At 50.1% G+C, this 18,621-nt stretch carries 13 protein-coding genes; 11 read left to right on the top strand and 2 right to left on the bottom strand.

What is annotated here, in order from left to right; translation table 11 throughout:
* Nucleotides 1-6: 6 nt before the first annotated feature.
* Nucleotides 7-1,137 (bottom strand): PEGA domain-containing protein, encoded by a 1,131-nt coding sequence (locus tag BLV87_RS01495; protein ID WP_093064684.1) that lies wholly within the window; start codon nucleotides 1,135-1,137, stop codon nucleotides 7-9.
* 140 nt (nucleotides 1,138-1,277) lie between these two features.
* Between BLV87_RS01495 and BLV87_RS01490 the strand changes: the two genes are divergently transcribed.
* The 10 genes from BLV87_RS01490 to BLV87_RS01445 all read left to right on the top strand — a co-directional run bounded on the left by BLV87_RS01490 (nucleotide 1,278) and on the right by BLV87_RS01445 (nucleotide 15,811).
* Nucleotides 1,278-1,964: an ABC transporter ATP-binding protein gene (locus tag BLV87_RS01490; protein ID WP_093064682.1), complete on the top strand. Its 687-nt coding sequence runs from the start codon at nucleotides 1,278-1,280 to the stop codon at nucleotides 1,962-1,964.
* Nucleotides 1,965-1,992: 28 nt separating this feature from the next.
* On the top strand, nucleotides 1,993-3,180 hold the full coding sequence (locus tag BLV87_RS01485) for a PDC sensor domain-containing protein (RefSeq protein ID WP_175517801.1): 1,188 nt from the start codon (nucleotides 1,993-1,995) through the stop codon (nucleotides 3,178-3,180).
* Nucleotides 3,149-5,704 (top strand): ABC transporter permease, encoded by a 2,556-nt coding sequence (locus BLV87_RS01480; protein WP_093064680.1) that lies wholly within the window; start codon nucleotides 3,149-3,151, stop codon nucleotides 5,702-5,704. Before BLV87_RS01485 ends, BLV87_RS01480 begins: the two co-directional genes overlap by 32 nt.
* Entirely contained in the window at nucleotides 5,694-6,884 is a 1,191-nt protein-coding gene (locus BLV87_RS01475) for a lipocalin-like domain-containing protein (protein ID WP_245706874.1), read from the top strand. Before BLV87_RS01480 ends, BLV87_RS01475 begins: the two co-directional genes overlap by 11 nt.
* 149 nt (nucleotides 6,885-7,033) lie before the next feature.
* On the top strand, nucleotides 7,034-7,420 hold the full coding sequence (locus BLV87_RS01470; RefSeq protein ID WP_139282100.1) for a hypothetical protein: 387 nt from the start codon (nucleotides 7,034-7,036) through the stop codon (nucleotides 7,418-7,420).
* A gap of 12 nt (nucleotides 7,421-7,432) precedes the next feature.
* Entirely contained in the window at nucleotides 7,433-8,080 is a 648-nt protein-coding gene (locus BLV87_RS01465) for a glycoside hydrolase family 19 protein (RefSeq protein ID WP_093064676.1), read from the top strand.
* 36 nt (nucleotides 8,081-8,116) lie between these two features.
* Nucleotides 8,117-11,602 (top strand): caspase family protein, encoded by a 3,486-nt coding sequence (locus BLV87_RS01460; protein WP_093064674.1) that lies wholly within the window; start codon nucleotides 8,117-8,119, stop codon nucleotides 11,600-11,602.
* Nucleotides 11,603-11,622: 20 nt separating this feature from the next.
* Nucleotides 11,623-12,624, top strand: a complete 1,002-nt coding sequence (locus BLV87_RS01455) for an SGNH/GDSL hydrolase family protein (protein ID WP_175517800.1) — start codon at nucleotides 11,623-11,625, stop codon at nucleotides 12,622-12,624.
* Nucleotides 12,624-15,260, top strand: coding sequence for an nSTAND1 domain-containing NTPase (locus BLV87_RS01450; protein WP_093064670.1), 2,637 nt, complete (start codon nucleotides 12,624-12,626; stop codon nucleotides 15,258-15,260). Before BLV87_RS01455 ends, BLV87_RS01450 begins: the two co-directional genes overlap by 1 nt.
* Before the next feature lie 5 nt (nucleotides 15,261-15,265).
* The gene (locus BLV87_RS01445; RefSeq protein ID WP_093064668.1) at nucleotides 15,266-15,811 is read left to right on the top strand and encodes a hypothetical protein; all 546 of its coding nucleotides are present in this window, start codon (nucleotides 15,266-15,268) and stop codon (nucleotides 15,809-15,811) included.
* An 81-nt stretch (nucleotides 15,812-15,892) separates the two neighbouring features.
* Here the strand turns inward: BLV87_RS01445 and BLV87_RS01440 are convergent, their stop codons facing one another.
* Complete coding sequence (locus BLV87_RS01440; protein WP_093064666.1) at nucleotides 15,893-17,911, bottom strand: S41 family peptidase; 2,019 nt, start codon at nucleotides 17,909-17,911, stop codon at nucleotides 15,893-15,895.
* 473 nt (nucleotides 17,912-18,384) lie between these two features.
* Here BLV87_RS01440 and BLV87_RS19175 point away from each other — a divergent pair, with 473 nt between their 5' ends.
* Complete coding sequence (locus BLV87_RS19175; RefSeq protein WP_175517799.1) at nucleotides 18,385-18,558, top strand: hypothetical protein; 174 nt, start codon at nucleotides 18,385-18,387, stop codon at nucleotides 18,556-18,558.
* Nucleotides 18,559-18,621 lie beyond the last annotated feature (63 nt).

Genomic DNA, 18,621 nt, shown 5'->3' with positions numbered 1-18,621 from the left:
CAAATCCTAGTTCGTTAAACGTTTCTGCAATTCTTCCTGCAATTTCTGCATGATCAGGTCTTCGATATTGGGCTGTTGTTGCGGTTGTTGTGCGGGGGGAATCTCAGATGGAGGCATGGCGGCTTGTGGTTGCTCGCCGTTCACGCCGCGAATGTTGAAGGTGTGCGTTAGCGTTTGCCCCGCTTGCACAGTCAGGGATTTGTAACCTTGAAACCCTTGGTATTCAAAGCTTACGACAAATTCTTGCGCAGGCAAAGTGAGTTCGGTGAGGGAAACGTTATTTGCACGTTCTACCACTGTGCCATCTAAGCGGGCGATGGTGAAATTGACCGGTAACGGGCTGCCATCATCCGCCGCGAGTGCCACGACCCTGAGTTTACCGCTAGGTGTTGCCGGTGGGGTTTGGGTAACAGGTGCGGGTACAGGTTGGCGTGGCGGCTGTGCCACTGGTGCGGGTGCAGCAGCAAGGGCAGGCAATGGAAAAATTTCATTGACCACAGCACCATCAGGCACACTGATTGTGCGTGACAGGCTGGCGTAACCTTCGGCGCGTACCGTAATTTTGTATTTACCGGGTTTGAGCGTGAAAGCGGCTTTATTGGTGTACATGGCTTTGTCCAGATTCACGCCGTTGGCTTGTTGCACGTAGACATTGGCTTTGATGGGCTTGCCGGTTTCGGTTTGCGTCACAATTTCCAGCGTGCCAGTTTTGCCGATGACGGGGGGAGCCGGTGCAGGCGCAGGTGTTGGCGTCGGGGGTGTGGGCAATGCGGTGGTGACTTCATCAGGGGGTAAGTTGTCATCTGGCGTTGTGGCAACCGGAGCGGGTGTGGTGGGTTTGGGTGGTGTGGTGGGAACTGTTTCCGTGGTGTCTTCTTTGTCTTCCGGTTCACCCACCAGTTCGATGGTGTTGTCTTCCGTTTCCACGGGTTTGTCATTCAGGGGGCGCGTGAAAATGGATTTGTCGCCAATCGCATCAGGAGAGGGCAGGTTGGCATTGGGCATGACTAGCGGCTGTTCCCAGCCGGAAGCGCTAGGTGGGGCTTCCGCCGGGTTGGGGGCAAACAGGCTCTTGATGCCAATCAGGGCGAAGATGACCAGCACCGCGCCGATGATCCATTTGGTGATTCCGCTCATGTCGAATTCTCGTTAGTCGTATGATGTGTGGAGAATAGCAGAAAGTTTCTGCTTCCCCATTCCATTGATGGGTTGAAAGGTATTTTACCGCCGCTGGGTTTCCGTGTTACACCTGCTTTTTTGACTGACGGATCGGTATTTTGTTACAAGCCAGCCACCTTCATTATGCTTACCCCGAAGCCGGTCGTGAACACACGGTGCTGCGTGATGTCAGCCTGAGCTTGCAAGCGGGCGAACACGTCGCGCTGGTGGGCAGCAGTGGTTCGGGCAAGTCTACGCTATTAAACCTGCTGGGAGGAATTGATATGCCTGCCAGCGGTGAAATTCAACTGGCGGGAAAGGTGTTGTCACGCTTGCGTGAGCCGGAATTGACGCTGTTTCGCCGCCAACACATCGGGTTTATTTACCAGCAGTTCAACCTGATTCCGACGTTAACGGTGGCAGAAAATATTTTGTTACCGCTGATGTTGCTGGGGGTTGAAGCTGCGGAACAGCAACGCCGTTTGCAACATTGGTTGGCAGCGGTGCAATTGCCGACACGTGGCGCGGCGTTTCCTGATCAATTGTCCGGCGGGGAACAGCAGCGTGTGGCGATTGCACGCGCCTTGATTCATCAACCGGCGTTGGTATTGGCGGATGAACCCACCGGCAATCTGGATGCGAAAACCGGTGCATTGGTGTTGGATTTGCTGTTTTCACTGGCGGATGCGGCGCAACAAACCTTGCTGGTGGTGACGCATAGCCGCACGGTGGCAGAACGCGCAGGGCGTATTTTGGTGATGGTGGATGGTGGCTTGCAAACTGGCGCACAAGCCTTGGCGTGGTAAGCACCACGGATAATTGATGAGGGTATTTATGGCGAAATCACTACAACATTCGATTAACTCACACCGTGCGTTGCTCACGGATTTGTTAGGTAATGCGCTCAATGAGTATGCGGGCAGAATCTTGCCGCAGATGGATGAGGTCGAGCGGCTGGATGAGTGTATGCGGCGGGTATTCAGCGCACTGGATTATTGCAAATACGTGTACGTGCTGGATGCGCACGGGGTACAAATCAGCTCCACGGTGAACCGTTACGGCGCTGACCCGGAAGCACGCGGGCGTGACCGTTCCGAGCGCCCGTACATGAAGCACATGCACGATGCCAGTATCGACTTTAACCTATCGGAAGCTTACATCAGCCGCAATAAAAAGCGCCCATCGATCACGGCGATTCAAAGTATTCGGGATGCCAATGGGCAACGCGTCGGGTTTTTGGGCGTGGATTACGACTTGCGCGAATTGCCGCATTCGGAAGTGATCTACGAAGAGCCGAGTCAGTGGCGACAAATCAAGGGTGACCCCGCGATTCGTAGTGGTTTGTTTGCGCAACAGCGGGTGGAGAGTGTGATGGATCGGCACATTGATGTGGTGCTGTCGGTGCATGAGGCGCTGATTCTTGATCAGGGCGTACACCATTTTCAGATTCACTTTTCCAGCAGCCGTACCACGATTTGGCATCGGGATGACCCGTATGTGTACCGCATCCTGACCAATGAGGAATTGATTGACCCCAGCATTTGTTTGGCTTACCCACGCCGACCTTATTTCGAGCGTGCCATTGTGCCGCCTGCCGATGTGGGCAGGGTATTGAAGCAGTTAAAAGCCTTGCGGTTTGCGGATGAAACCATTTATTTGCGTTCGGCTTCGTTGAATATTGTGAATGGCACGGTGGGGCTGAATTTCTCGTGTGACGGTTCGCATTACCTGAGTTATGAGGAGTTCTTGTCCAAAGGCTTGGATTTCTGGTTTGGTGATAACAGCAGCATTGCGTCTGAAGTGGCGTGTGCGGTGCAAACACTCGATACGCACCGGCTGGACGCAGAGGTGGATGTACTGGCGAGTCTGGGCTGTATTCAGGTAAACAAGTTGCTGTATGCAATGGAAAACGGTGATGTGCCTGAGCGGGTCGTGGCCTTCAGTGTTGACGAGCGTGACTATATCTATCAGGAACTGAAAGCGGTGATGGATGTGTACGAAGGTGGCGTGTGCGGTTTATGACATGAGCAATACTTTGCTGGCACGTGCCAGTTGGCGGTTTTTCACGCGACATCCCTGGCAGTTGTGGCTGACGCTGTTGAGCATTGCGCTGGGGACGGCGGTGATTATTGCAGTGGATTTGGCGAATCAGAGCGCGGGGCAATCGTTTCGGGCGTCGGTAAATGCGCTGTCGGGGACGATGACGCATGAAATCACTGCCGTGCGCGGCAATGTTCCTGATGATTTTTACCGGCAGTTGCGGGTGGAATGGGGGTATCGGGAATCTGCGCCAGTGGTGGAAGTGGCGATTGAGAAGGAGGGTTTGCAGGCGACGTTGCTGGGGATTGATCCGTTCGCTGCGCCGTTGCAACAGGCGGCGGGGGTAGACATTGACGCTGAGGAAGTGCGGCAGTTGCTGACTGAGCCGGGGGCGCGGGTGCGAATCAGTGACGAGTTGTGGGTGGCGGATATTGCGACGGTACAGGGTCTTGCTCCGAACTGCCCCCCCATCCCCAGCCCTTCCCCCGCAAGGGGTGAAGGGAGTAAGACAGAAGATGGGCGTACTTCTTGTCCCTTCCCCCCTTGCGGGGGAAGGTTAGGATGGGGGGAATGTTCGGCGTCCGGTCTCACCAAAATCCAGCTCAAACTTACCGACGAACAAGCGGCTGAATTGCAAGCGCGGTTGCCGCCTGCGCTCAAGCTCGAATCCTTCGCCGCCCGCCAACAAGTGTTCACCCAGATGACGCAAGCGTTTAGTACCAATTTGCTGGCGATGAGTTTGCTGGCAATGTTGGTGGGGGCGTTTCTGGTCTACAACACCATGACGTTTTCGGTGTTGCAGCGGCGGCAGGCGTTTGCGATTGGGCGCATGGTGGGGGTAACGGGTGGACAGTTGTTCCGCCATTTGTTGCTGGAAGCCTTGGTATTGGGTGTGGTCGGTAGTGTGTTGGGAGTCTTGCTGGGTGTGTTGTTGGGGCAGGGTTTGCTGGTGTTGGTGACGCAAACCATCAGCGATTTATACGTGAGTGTGCGGGCGACGGATTTGCTGTTGACGCCGGTGGTATTGCTGAAAGGCGTGGGCATTACCTTGCTGGCGGTGTTGGTGGCGACGTTAGCGCCTGCGTGGGAAGCAGCGCAGGTGTCGCCCGTGCAAGTGCAACGGCAATCGACCTTGGAACAGGGCAATCAGCGTAGGGGGACGGGCTTGGCGGTGGCTGGTGTGGTGCTGATGTTGGCGAGTGCGGGGTTGATTGGCTATTCCGGTAAGCAGTTGGTAACGGGGTTTTTCGGGCTGTTTTTGCTGATTGTGGGGTATAGCTTGTGTGTACCGTTGGTATTGCGCATGGCCTTGCACGGTTTGCAACGGCTGCGGTTGCACTTGTTGCTGCGCATGGCGATACGTGGGGTGCAGGCGAGTTTGAGCCGTACCAGTTTGGCGATTATTGCGCTGACGGTGGCGGTGTCGGCAACGGTGGGTGTGAGCATTATGATCGGCTCGTTTCGGGCGAGTGTGGCGGAATGGCTGGAAATGACGCTTGCCAGTGATGTGTATGTGTCGGCAACGTCGCAGGAAGCGTCGCGGGTGGATGGTTCATTGCATCCCGATTGGTTGGCACGGGTGCAGGCGTTAGAGGGCGTAGAAGCAGTAAGTACGGGGCGCACGACGCGGTTGACAGTGGAAGATTTTCCGATGCCTGTGTTGGTGTTGCAGCCGAGTCGTTATAGCGGGCGCGGGTTTGCGTTTTTGGAGGGTGATGCGGCGGCGATTTGGCAACGGTTTCTGGCAGGCGAAGGGCTGCTGGTGTCAGAGCCGTTTGCGTATCATCGGGGCAAGCGGCGCGGTGATACGGTGCAAGTGACGACAGAAGTGGCGGGCAAGGTGAATTTGCCGGTGTTGGGGGTGTTTCGCGATTACAGTGCAACGCAGGGCATGGTGGTATTGCCGCGTGGGTTGTACGAGCGTTATTGGGCGGATCGGGGAATTTCGTCGATTGGGATACAAGCAGCAGCGGGGGCGGATGTGGCGGCGCTGAAGCGGCAGTTACAAACCTGGGCGGGCGAATTGCAGCAGGCGGGGCAGCCGTTGGTGGTGCGTTCCAATCAGGATATTCGCGAGTTTTCCTTGCAGGTGTTTGACCGGACATTTGCGATTACCAATGTGTTGCGCTTGCTGGTAATTATTGTGGCGTTCGTGGGCGTGTTCAGTGCGTTGATGGCGTTGTTTTTGGAAAAGGGGCGTGAGTTTGCGATTTTGCGGGCGACGGGGTTTACGCCGCAGCAATTACAGCGGCTGGTGTTGGGGCAGGCGGCGTTGATTGGGTTGCTGGCTGGGTTGTTGTCGCTGCCGTTGGGGTGGTTGCTGTCGGTGGTGTTGATCGAGATTATTAACCAGCGTTCGTTTGGGTGGACGATGCAAACGCATGTGTTCGCGTTGGTGCCGTTGCAAGCGGTTGCACTGGCGTTGGTGGCGGCGTTGCTGGCAAGTATTTATCCGGTGCGGCGTATTGGGCGAGCCTCGGTGCGGGAGGGATTGGATGCGCGGTAAATGGAAATGTTGTGAAGAGGAAGAGGGCGTATGCAATACGCCCCTACAGGGGATGGTAGGGGCGTATTGCATACGCCCTCTTATCTTTCTCTTCTGTTTATTGTTGTTGGCGGGGTGTAGCAAAACTCCCGAACCTGACACCTTCGATTTAAACGCCGCTCTCGGCGGGGTGGCGGATGCGCGGTTTAGCCGTGCGCTTGCGCCCCGCGCCTTCCAGTTTCCGCAAGATCACGCGGCGCATCCCGATTTCCGTAACGAATGGTGGTATGTGACGGGCAATGTGCAAACCGATGACGGGCGGCAATTCGGCTATCAGGTGACGTGGTTTCGGATTGCATTCATGCCCGATAAGCCTGTGAGTGCTTCACCGTGGGCAAGCAATCAGGTGTGGATGGCGCATGTGGCGCTGACCGATGTGCAAGCTGGTGAGCATTTACATGATCAGCGGTTGGCGCGGGGAGCGGCAGGCTTGGCGGGGCAATCCGTGCAGCCGTTTCGGGTGTGGTTGGAAGATTGGCAGATGGTCGGCAATGGGGCGGGGGAATTTCCCTGGGCGATTGCGGTGAAGGCGCACGATTTCACCCTGAATTTGCAATTGCGCCCGCAAAAGCCGCCGGTGTTGCAGGGTGATCAGGGTTTGAGCCAGAAAAGCAGTGAGGTGGGCAATGCCTCGTATTATTACTCGCTGACGCGCTTGCAGACGCTGGGGGAAATTTACCGTGATGGGCAGCGTTTCACCGTGACGGGCGAATCTTGGCTGGATCGGGAATGGAGTACCAGTGCGCTGGGGGCGGATCAGGCGGGGTGGGATTGGTTTTCGCTGCAATTGCACGATGGGCATGAGCTGATGTTTTACCGCTTGCGCAAAAAGTCGGGGGAGGCGGATGCGCACAGTGCGGGGAAGTGGGTGTTACCGGAGGGTACGGCGCAAACGCTTGCCAGTGATGATGTAATGCTGAAACCGTTGCGTTACTGGCAGGCGGCAAGCGGGGTGCGGTATCCGGTGGCGTGGGAGATGTCTTTGCCGCAGCAAGGAAAACGCTGGCGGATTGAGGCGGTGGTGGATGATCAGTTGATGCAGACGGGGATTACGTACTGGGAAGGGGCAGTGCGCGTGGTGGATGTGGCGAATGGCGAAGTGCTGGGGCGGGGGTATTTGGAGATGTCGGGGTATGATTAATTAGCCTGTAAACCAAGGTTAATTACTATTTTTCATTGTTTTTCATAAAAAAATCTCATGATATAAGTCAATAAAATACTCAGAAAAATCAGTATTTGAGTGATCTTTAGGCTATACACTTAAGATGACTAGCCAATCACGATAGCGGGGTGAAAGTGATGAAAAAGAGTGCAATCTTGGCCTGTGCCTTTGCTGCTGTATTCCTTGCCGGTTGTTCTGTGTTTGAACAATCTGCTGAGCTACCTGATAAGGATAAAACGCCTCCGGTGGCAAACACGGGAGCGGGATCTTCTAAACCTGTACCTCCGACAATAAAACCTGACCCTAAACCCAAGCCTTCGCCCATTGTAAACGCACCCGGAACCCCGGATGAATATTTCCGCGAATGGATTAAGCAGGATGGCAATAAGGCGGTTTTACAAGCGTGGTTAAACAAGAAACCGGGCGCTCCCAAAGATATTGATAAGTTTCTGAGCGAAGCCAAGTATAAAGACTTGCGTTATGAGGCTTATGCGGACTTGAAACCTTCCAAATAAGAGGGATGAACCATGGACAAGGCAATTTTTTACAATGCAGTGCGCAATGCACCGTTTGATGGGGTGCTAGCTAAAAGCCAAGTGGAAGGGATGGAGGCGATTCTTACTGAATGGGATAAACGCAAGCTAAGCGATGCCCGTTGGTTGGCTTACATTTTGGCGACCACCTACCATGAAACCGCCCGTACCATGCAGCCGATTGAGGAGTATGGCAAGGGGGCTGGCAGAAAATATGGCAATACGCCTTATTACGGGCGCGGTTTTGTACAGCTTACGTGGGATTACAATTACAAGACCATGGGTGAACGGTTGAAGGTGGATCTGCTGAACTACCCTGATAAAGCGTTGGATATGCCTATTGCTACCCAAATCCTGTTTGAAGGCATGATCCACGGTTTGTTTACCGGTGTGGGCTTGGGCAAGTATTTTCATGAAGATAGCGACTGGTACAACGCCCGCAAGATCGTTAACGGGCTGGATCGGGCGGAACTGATTGCCCGCTACGGGCGTGCTTTCTTTTTTGCGGTGGATATTGCGCTCAAAGGTGAGCAGACCGGCAAATCCATGCAAGATCAGCTCAGTGATCTGATAAAAGAACCTGTGGAAGGTGAAATCAGGGAAATATACCGCGAATTTGGGTATGGTTCCTTGTTTATGTAAGAGGTAAACAGTAGGCAACAAAGAAGGGGGTAATAAATGGCTGTTTATGGCTTGCTGGTTGGCATTAACCATTATCAGAGTTCACAGGCTAGAACGCTGTATGGCTGTGAAAATGATGTCTACTTGTTTTCCAATACCTTGCAGAAAAAGTTTGGTATCCCCCCGGAAAATATTGACGTACTGTTGAGTGCGCAGGCAACCCGGCAAAACATTATCGGGCATTTCCAGCAGCATTTGCTGGGGCGTGACTGGCAAGCAGAGGATAGTGCCGTTTTCTACTTTTCTGGTCACGGGGCGCAGACGCTTGCACCGGAGATTTTCTGGGATATGGAACCTGACCATTTGAATGAGTCACTGGTTTGCCATGATAGCCGTACCGCCGGTATTCCCGATTTGCGCGACAAGGAATTGCGTTACCTGATTGCGCAACTGGCAGCAAACCACTGCCAACACATTGTTGTCTTGCTGGATTGTTGTCATGGCGGGCATGGCACGCGGGTATTGGGTGACAAGGAAGAGGAATGGCGGCTTGCCCCGGTTGATACGGCTGAATACCCACTCGATAGTTTCATTTTCTGGCAACAGGTGGATAAAACCCTAGATCAGGCACAACTCAAAACCCTGATCCCGGCATCGGGCAAACACATTTTGCTGTCGGGCTGTCAGGACTTTCAGGTGTCGATTGAGAAAGCACAAGGTTCGGTGTCCTCTGGATTCCAGAAACACGGTCTGTTTACGTTTGCCTTGTGCGAAACCCTGTCTGCTTTGCAATACCCGATCAGTTATCAGGAATTGCGCAACCACATCCATTTGCGCCTGCAAAGCAAAAACTTCAGTCAGGTTCCGCAAATTGAGGCGGTGGCTGGGGCGGATGTTACCCAAGTGGTGTTGGGGGCGGAACGTCTGTCGTTAAGGATTCTGGTTTCACAGGAAGCGGGGGAGTGGAAACTGGATGCGGGCATGATGCACGGTTTGCATTCAGGGGATGAGTTGGCGTTGTTTGGCAAAGACGCTGCTATTGGCAAACCGGATACTTGCCTGACGACGGCACGCATCCAGCAGGCAGGCAGTTTCAACAGCACCTTGCTGATTAAAGATGCCTCGGTGTTGAAGGTGGCTGACCAGCCCTATACCGCTATTATTACCCGCCAGCATTTTGCCAAAACAGCCATACGTTTGCAGGGTGATGCCAGCAGTCTTCAGGAGGCACGCGCCATTCTGCAAGCCGGGGAATCACCGGCTGATCCCGGTTGTTTTCTCAAGGAGGAGGAGCAACATGGTGAAGCGCATTATATTGTCCATGCGCAGGCGGGCGCGTATTACCTGACCCAAACCAGCGATACACGCCCGCTGTTTAAAAAGGCGGATGATGCCTTGAAGGTGTTGGAACAGGCGGCGGCGCTGGTGCGTTGGCAGCAGAAACGGGATTTGCACAATCCGCAAACCCGGTTGGGTGATCCGGTTGAGATGGTGGTGACTTACGACGGTCAGGAATACATAAATGAGGATGTCACCTTAAAGTATGCGTTTAACGGCTCGCAATGGGAGCAACCCCGTTTTCATCTGGAACTGCGCCTTAAGCCTAACCAGCCCCCGTTGTATTATGCCTTGCTGTATTTCGATGGCAGCACCGGGGAGGTTTCCAATGTGTTGGCGAGTGGTGGTTGGCTTAGCCATGAAGGTTCCGATCAGGAAAACCAGCTCAAAGCCCAGCCCAAGGTCAAAGCCCGCGAAGGTAAAGTCATCCCCCTCAAAATCAAGGATGAATTGCTGACACAAGGCATTACCCGTATTCAGGATTCCCTTAAACTGATTGTTTGTGAAAGCGTTTTTGATTCCAGTCTGTTAAACCAGCCGGGGTTGCAATTGTATGACGGCAAAGCGGCGGGTACACGCGCTTTGATGAACAGTTTGGAACAACTGGCGTTTGACTCCCACTTTCGTTCATTAGGTGACGAGGTTTCCGCAGCACCCACGGATTGGACGAGCAAAGTCATCAATCTGACGGTGATCCGCCCACAGGAAAGCAAGGCTGTCCCGGAACAGGATGCCGAACTGTTGCTGCAAGTTGGCAATCACGCGGTATACATTGAGCCACATCCTGCCTTTCGGGGGATGGTGCGCCTGACAACGGCACATCAGGAAAATAGCCGGGGCATGGCACAAACCGTCTACGAACCAAGCGTACTCAGCGCTGATGCCAGTGTGTTTACGTTTAGCGATGGGCGCGGCGCGGATTTGGGGCTGGATGCGCTGGATATTTATCTCACCCGTGATGCGGCGGCTGTTTCCCCAGCGAATCCACTCACACTTTCCATCAACCAGCCTCTGGCTGCGGGTGAGCAGATCATCCCCTATGTTTATGACAGTGCAAACCAGTTCTTTTTGCCACTGGGTTATGCCACAACAGGGGAGGATGGGCGTACTTTTATCCGTATCGAAAGCTTGCCAGAAGCAGCAGCAACCACCCCGGATGATGGCACCAAAAGCCTTGGCAGCGCTCTGAAAGTCTTGTTCCGCAAACTGGTTTACCGTGACTTGCTGCGGATTGATGAGGAAATTCACGTGCTGGGGACACCGCGTTTTGCCCCCAATGACCCCGCCAGACTAGAGGGCTATACCCACGATAAACCCACAGTTGTCGCCAAAGCTAAGGATGCCCAACGCATCCTATTGCTGATTCACGGCATTATCGGTCACAGCAGCGCTATGGTGGGTTGCGTCAACCTCGTCCACAGTGCGGGGCAAGCGCCGTTGGGCGCAGCGTATGACCTGATCCTGACCTTTGATTACGAAAACCTCAATACCCGTATTCAAGACGTTGCCAAAGCTTTGAAAGCCCAGTTGGAACAGGCCGGGATTACGCCAGAGGGTGGCAAACGCCTCGACATCCTCGCCCATTCGATGGGGGGGCTGGTGGCACGTTGGTTTATCGAACGTGAGGGGGGTGATCAGCTCGTCAATACGCTGGTGATGGTCGGCACGCCCAATGGTGGTTCGCCGCTGGCGTCTTTCAAAGAGCACGGTTATGCCGTCCTTAAAACTTGGGCGTACAGCAATCTGGTCGCTATCTTGAATGGCCTGACCACAGTAGCGGTGGGTGGTGTGGTGGTCGCGGCACTAATGAAATTGCTGGATGCGGTCGATAACACCCTTGATCAACTCGCGCCGGACAGTGATTTCATCCATGAACTGGCAAATGCGGCGGAACCCACCAATGTGCGTTACCGGGTGGTGGCAGGGGATACCAGTGGGCAAATGATTGCCCCCGGCAGGCATACAGCGCGGCTTAGCACATTGTTAGCCTACTTGGGGCAACGTACCAAACTCGCTGCTTACGACTTGTTAACGGAAAAGCTGTTTAAGGAAGCCAACGACATGGCGGTGGGGCATGGCAGCATGGTGCAGTTCAACCCGGTATGGCAGGCGGCAGTCACGGTTGAGCCGGTGCAGTGTGACCACCTGTCCTATTTTGCTGACCCGGCGGCGGTGCAGAAGATTGCCCAGCAATTGCGTGAGTAATGTTTTCAGGAGAATGCGGCATGAACACGACGGTTACGTTTACTGAACTGGAACACCTGATCAACAACCTTGCGGGTACGAACGGCTCGGCGCTGCGGGATTATGTGGAGCTTGACCCGACTTCACCCGTCATCAAGCTGCGCATCAAGCCGGAAGTGGCGGTGGAGGGTTTGCCACCCGGTTATGACGTTGACCAGCGCTTGAATGAAGCCTTGCAGGATTTGCTGCTGGTCAATCCGCAGGGTGACACGGCGCAGATTCCAGAGGAGGGGGATGACCCGGCTAATCTGGTGTTGTTGCCGGGCGATGCGCTGGATACGCCCAAATCACTGGATGCCATTCGGGTGTTGGTGGAGGGGGATTCGTGGTGTCGCTTACCGGAAATTCCGGGCATTTTCCTGTTGCCGCGACTGTTTCCTAAGGCGATTGGCACACAGCTCCAGCACCGCCCCGGTCTGGAGGTGAAGAATATTGCGCATTGGGGTGACACCTTGGGGCAGATTTACCAGCGCAAGGAATACCTGACGGTTATTGACAGCTTTCAGCCGCAGTATTTTTTGCTGAGTGCGGGGGGGAATGATTTGCAGGTCAATTTGCGCAATATTGTCCACCCTTACCACCCCAGTCGGGCGGTCAATGATTACCTGAACCCGGCGGGGCATAACTTGCTGGTCTGGATTCGGGATACTTATGCCGCGCTGATCCGGGAGGTTTTGGCACGCAAGCCGGATGTGAAAATTCTGGTGTATGGCTACGACTACCCTAAACCCACCGAGGAAAGCCAGTATATCGGGCAGCATTTGACCGCCAAGCATATTCCTGAGGAGAGGATGCGGGGCATTCTCAGCCCGATGATGGATTTGTTGAACCAGCGGATTCAGGAGGCTGCTGCCCAGTTTCCACAAGTGACGTTTATCAATTGCCGTGGTTTGACGCAAGATGGGTACTGGTTTGATGATATGCATCCGAATACGGCGGGGTATACGAGGATTGTGGATGCGTTTGTGGCGGGGATTCGGTGATGAGGCAAAGCGGCAATGACACCAGACCCTTAATTCTACTGGTGTTTGCCAACGATAGGATTGCATACCTTGAAAATATCCCCAAAGAACGGCAGCGCCTGAGCCATCTATTGAAGCCTGTTGCTGAACAACTGAATCTTGAGGTGAAAGAACTTGATTACAGCACGGTCGCAGGTGTGATTGATGCACTGAATATCGACCGTGAGCGGCTGGTGATTTTGCACTTTGCTGGGCATTCCGGCACAAGGCTGTTGCAACTGGATGAAGGCACTGTGTATGCCGAGGGGCTTGCCACCAAACTCAATGAATGTAGTCAATTGCAGTTGGTTTTCCTTAATGGTTGTAACAATGTCCGCTTGGTCAAGGCGTTGGTGGACGTTGGTATTCCGAATGTGATTGGTACGCGGCAATCCATCGGGGATAAAACGGCACAAGATTTCAGTGAGGGTTTTTTCAGCGCCTTGGCAGAACAAGGGTTAAGCGTGGCATGTGCTTATGAACAGGCATGTAGCGATGTACAAACCAGTTGGGGGCAGCAATACCGCTCACTGGCTATAAATCAGGATGCAGCCAGTCAGGATTGGGCGTGGATCCGGGAATTTTCGACGGGAGGTGGCTGGCGGCTGGAAGAAGCGGCAAATCCATGTAACCGGCTACCGTCCCTGCTACATGGTGGCGTACTACCAGCCAAACCCTTCAAGAATCTGTATTACTACACAGAAAGTGATGCCGAAATATTTTTCGGACGCTGCCAGGCAACTCTGGATATTCTGAATGCACTAGATAAGCCAGAACCAGTGATCTTGTTACATGGTGGGACAGGGGTTGGTAAGTCCTCTTTCCTGAAGGCAGGACTAATACCACGTCTGTTGAGTCGAGGGCAGACACTACATTATTTCCGCTACAGCGAATATGATCCAAAATACAGTTTAGGCATACAGATTTTTGGCAAGGATGAAACACTCAATGTGCGCAATGACTTGCCAGCTACAAACAGTGTTTTGGCAACAGTTTGGATCATCGACCAAATGGAGGAAATTTTTCTTCAGTACAGTGGGGACAATCCGGCTCACATTATCCCTGACCGTCTGCAAGAATTACTGACAGTTCTGCACAACTTGCTTTACCCGTTGGATGGAAAGACAAAAGCCATTCTGTGCATACGCAAGGAGTGGTATTCAGAACTCGAATATGCATGTGAACAGTATAAGCTTGATTGTTGGAAATACTTTCTGCCCCCTTTGAATAAACAGGCAATTATCGAGATAATTGAAGCACCTGCTAAAGTTCATTACTTGTATGACAAATACCGTCTGGAAATTGAAAATACAGAAGACAACAGGCTCGCTGAGCAAATCGCAGATGATTTATTAAAAGATAAAAACTCCAATATCACACCAACTTTGCAAATTATTTTGTCTAAATTATGGCAGAGGGTCGAAAAGCATGAGCATCGCATTTGGAATGAGAAGTTATATCTGGAGGAGCAAAAAACTGGTCTGCTCCTAGAAAACTATCTAGATCAACAAGTGCAAGATATTGCCGATAAGGAAGCTTGGGGGAAATCTGCCAAAAATAGTGGTCTATTACTGGATGTACTCCACAGTCATGTTACTCCTCAAAATACAGCCAAAACACTTCATTACAAAGAATATGACAACTTATATAGCCATGTCGATTATCGTTTGCCTTTGCTAATAGCCTTAAAAAACCGTTACCTGATTATTGAGCCTCAGTCGGATAAAGACAATGATACCCTTACGAAGACCCGTCTTGCCCATGATACTATTGCACAGCTCATTGCTACTCGCTTTGCTGAGTCTGAGCTTCCAGGACAAAAAGCCCGTCGATTATTAAATGAGTGGAAAAAAAACTGGTCTGATAGAGCTGTGACAGGGGAGAGGAAAGAACCTGTATTGGACAGTTTTGCTTTGAAAATGATAGAAAAAGGTCAATACGGAACTATTAACTGGCAGCAGGACAGGGTTGAATCAGCCATCATTCAGAAAAGTCGCAAACATTATCGGTATAAAAATATCTATAATTTAACTGCACTAATATCTATTTTTGTTATATCCATTCTTTTAATTTTTCTTGCAATACAGCTTCCAGATATACAAATTGAGAATAAGATTGATGATATTAATAAAAAATATAGCTTAGTATCTGGTGAATTTAAGGAAAACTCAAGAAACAAGGACATTGCAATAAAAGATAGTCTTATTATCATGGGCAAGGAATTAGAAGCAATAGAAGATGAGAAAATTAATAAAAGATATTTAATTTTTAAGTACGAAATGCTTGCCAATTTATTTTTAATGAGAGCAGTTGTAAAAATCAGAACAACTAATGAAAAAACAGCAGATAATGACCATGCTATAATATATGGAAAAGTATTGCTCGAAAAAATAAATGACTATGATGCTTATGATAATAAACTAAATAAGCAAGATATGTATTATAAAGCTATTTATTATTTAATGCACGCATACGCAATAAAACATTGCCAAGGGGATAAAACGGCAATAATCACTGTAGAGCATTTGAAAAGCCACCTTTCGAAAAAATATCTCGCAACAACACTGACTGATAATGATACCTGCCTGTATGAAATCCTGACAGAAGACAAGGAGTGACCACCATGGAAAATGACAGAATGAAGAATGTATTCATCAAAAACCCGATTCCCAATATTGACACCTCAAGGATAGAGTCGGAGAAAATAGAGCAATTAAAAGAATACTATGAAGAAGCGAAGGCAACATACCCTATTTTAGAAAGAGAGGTAGAGGAAAGTACAGACCCCATTAAGTGTATTCCCGAGGGGGTAGCCAACAGAGATGAGTTACTTATTGATATAAGGGAATTATATCAAGAAATTGATTTAATTAAGAAAACTCATGACGATTATATACAATACTTAAAAATATCCTTGATTTCCTTAACGAGACAGGAAAATTGCCAAATAACAATGGCGGATGAAAAATTGATGGGTTGGAAAGAAGATTTTCTAGAACTTATGTTGACTATTAACTGTCACTATAGAAATATGTTGTCACTTAATATTGAGAAAAAGACAGTTACCCATGCATCTCTTGCATTATTAGGGGGGCCACCCGTAACACCAGCCGACAGCAACGATCCATTAAAAGAATTATGTAAAAAAATATGCGGTAAGGTTCTTTAGGAACATTAGTATGGCTATCGGTGTTTCTCAACAATGGTATCATTGAAAAACATCGATCGGCTTTTTTATCTTAATGGTTGATCAAAGATCAATCATTTTGGCAGCTACATATTCATTGTCTTCAAAGCCAGCAAATTCTAGCAACGTTGCTGAGTGAGGAATTGAAATGGTAAGTGACTGAATGCCATCAATAACATCAATGCTATGAATGGGGCGGCCATCAATATAAATATCGAGACGTGTGAGTCCGATAGTTTCTACGTGAATAGTGGCTGTTCCTTGATTATTTCTAAATTTTACATTTAATTGATGGATTGGCATACTGGAAAGAATTTCTCCAGCTTTGTTGATAAGATCTATATTGCCGTCTAGTAAATCGTCTCTTGTCATGTGATGGCGTGAATCTGGTTTAATCCCTAAATCTTCAATGGGTGTGCCTGATTGTTTGCCAACCCTAAGTGAACGGCGGATAGCAACTCGCATATCAGCCCCCTTGGGTAAACTTTTATAGGGTGTTTCAGGATCCGATGGTTGAGGCGTCTCTAGCAACTCTTTCAAGAAGCTATGTCTCCAAACATTGGCACCGCCTGCTCCGGTATTGGCATCTACTCCAAGAATATGACCAATTTCATGATCCTGAAAGCCAGCCGCAAATATGTCTGTCGCGCTGTAGCAGCGTGCATCAGTGATTAGTACGACTGGGCCATAATATTTCTGACCAATTTGATTTGCAAAATCCACAGGAGTAATTGGGAAAGCAGATGAGTATGTGGCACCAGTTTCCACTGATTGCAAGATTGATGGAATCCATGCTCCAAGATCAATTTCACCTAGTAAGCTTGCTTGATGTCGTTTACAAATGCGCAGGTTTAAGGCTGTATTAATGAACTGCATTGGCTCTGGTGATATATCCGTTGGAGTTAGTAACTGTAGAAGACCTTCACTAGCCCAAATATGTCCTCCCCCATTGCCGCGAACATCTATAATTAACCCCTTTTGTGGTAGTGACTCAACTAAGCGAACAAACTCACTGATAAATGCATGAGGATTTTCAACATTAAAAGAAAAGATTCGGATATACCCAAATAGCCCCGATGAGGTATCGACGCTCTTTGCATGAAGAATCCCCTTCATTAACGTCGGAATAGTTTGACTGGCAGATGTGTCATGGGGCAACACTTCCCCTTTTTCTGTTGCCACTGCTGTTGGTGCAAAGAGCATCTTTTTGGCTTGGTGGGTAAGTTCGGCTTGTAAATCTTCTCCTATAGAAACTGCGCTTGTGCTCAATGAGCCAGCATCAATCCCGGCAAGATCTGGCATAAATGTCGCCACAATCCAATTATGTTTCAACTCACGTTGGATGCCATCAAGATCAGTATATTCAACAATAACCCATAAAGCATCTGGCATAGGCGCAACAATCAATGGGCGAATCGTTAACCCGTCGATACCATGAACATGACGGGCTGCTAAATTACTCCCAGTATGCATATCTGCGGATAAGGCTATGGCACGCATAATAGGAACGCCATTCCATGTCTGAATTTCGACACCTATTTTAAAATATGGATGTGAAAAACCTTGAATAATGTGAGTAACAATGTAATGGGGCTTGTTGTTTTCAAAGTATTCTTCAATTTGGAATGGTAAAAAAGCAAATTTGTCGGTGAATGGGCTAGGTAATAGATAATTAGTGTGTATATCCCTAACAGAGTTAAAAATTTTTAACATCTCATCATGAAATGACCATGAGTGATCCAATTCAGTCTCTATGGTTTGGTCAAGACGATGTTTCAGTAAGTGTAATTTTTGAACAGGATTAACGCCATGCATTGCCCTTTTAAACGGCAAGTGCACATAGTTATCATTGAACAAAATGAGAGCTTGCTCAACAATTTGTTTGCGCTCTGTAAGATTCAAAGAATCAGCCGATTTAATAAACGTTGGCAAATCAGTTGCACTAGCCAAGTGTTCCCGAATGGCAGGGTGAGTGTTAGCTAAGAACTCAAGGCCGACTCTTGCCTTGTTCTTACGATGAAGCCTGACGTCTCTTTTGGTTGATATAATTATTTTTGTCCGTTTTACATTTGCCTGATTCATGAGTCGTACCTCGCAATGTTATGTGGTTAGACAATAAGTAAATCGTGATCAACTTATTTAATTTATGTGAGTATTTTTTTATTTTAGCATAAAATTCAGGCAAGTGAGATGGTGCGGCATACAGGTGGAGTGAATACTTACGTAGGCTTGTGTCCCCGCGCATATTCACGGTGGATGCACCTACCACCGTTCTAAGGTTAGACACCATCCAACTATGCTATCCTAAGCAAGTCGTCATATCTCCTGTTCCAGACCACCCTGAAGGATACAACCATGCCAGATTCAACCGACAATCTGCTCAAGAAATCGCCCTTGGCGAAGATTCCGTGCTTGAATTGAAACGGGTTGAATTCAAGGGTGGGCAAATCAGTGCCCTATACGCATCAACTTTAACCCGCGAAAGCGGTCTCCCTCTCTGGTAGGCTATTAGTTTTGCACACCGAATAGATCGACTTCGACAAGGAGACCGCGCATTGATACTGACAAAAGTAGCCACCGCATTGCAAGCCATCTTGTATGAAAAAGCGGACGCGTTAGCAAAAAAAGCGGCTTCATTCAACGCCAGCGCAAACTCAGCGGCTCGAACTTCATCCGCAGCTTGGTGTTTGGCTGGATGGGCAATCCTGCCAGCACATTGGATGGATTAAGTCGGACAGCCGCCTTCCAACAGCTCCCCATTAGTCCACAGGGACTGGACAAACGTTTTACCC

The organism is Thiothrix caldifontis (assembly GCF_900107695.1).
Classification (GTDB): domain Bacteria; phylum Pseudomonadota; class Gammaproteobacteria; order Thiotrichales; family Thiotrichaceae; genus Thiothrix; species Thiothrix caldifontis.
This window is presented reverse-complemented; position numbering and strand designations above follow the sequence as displayed.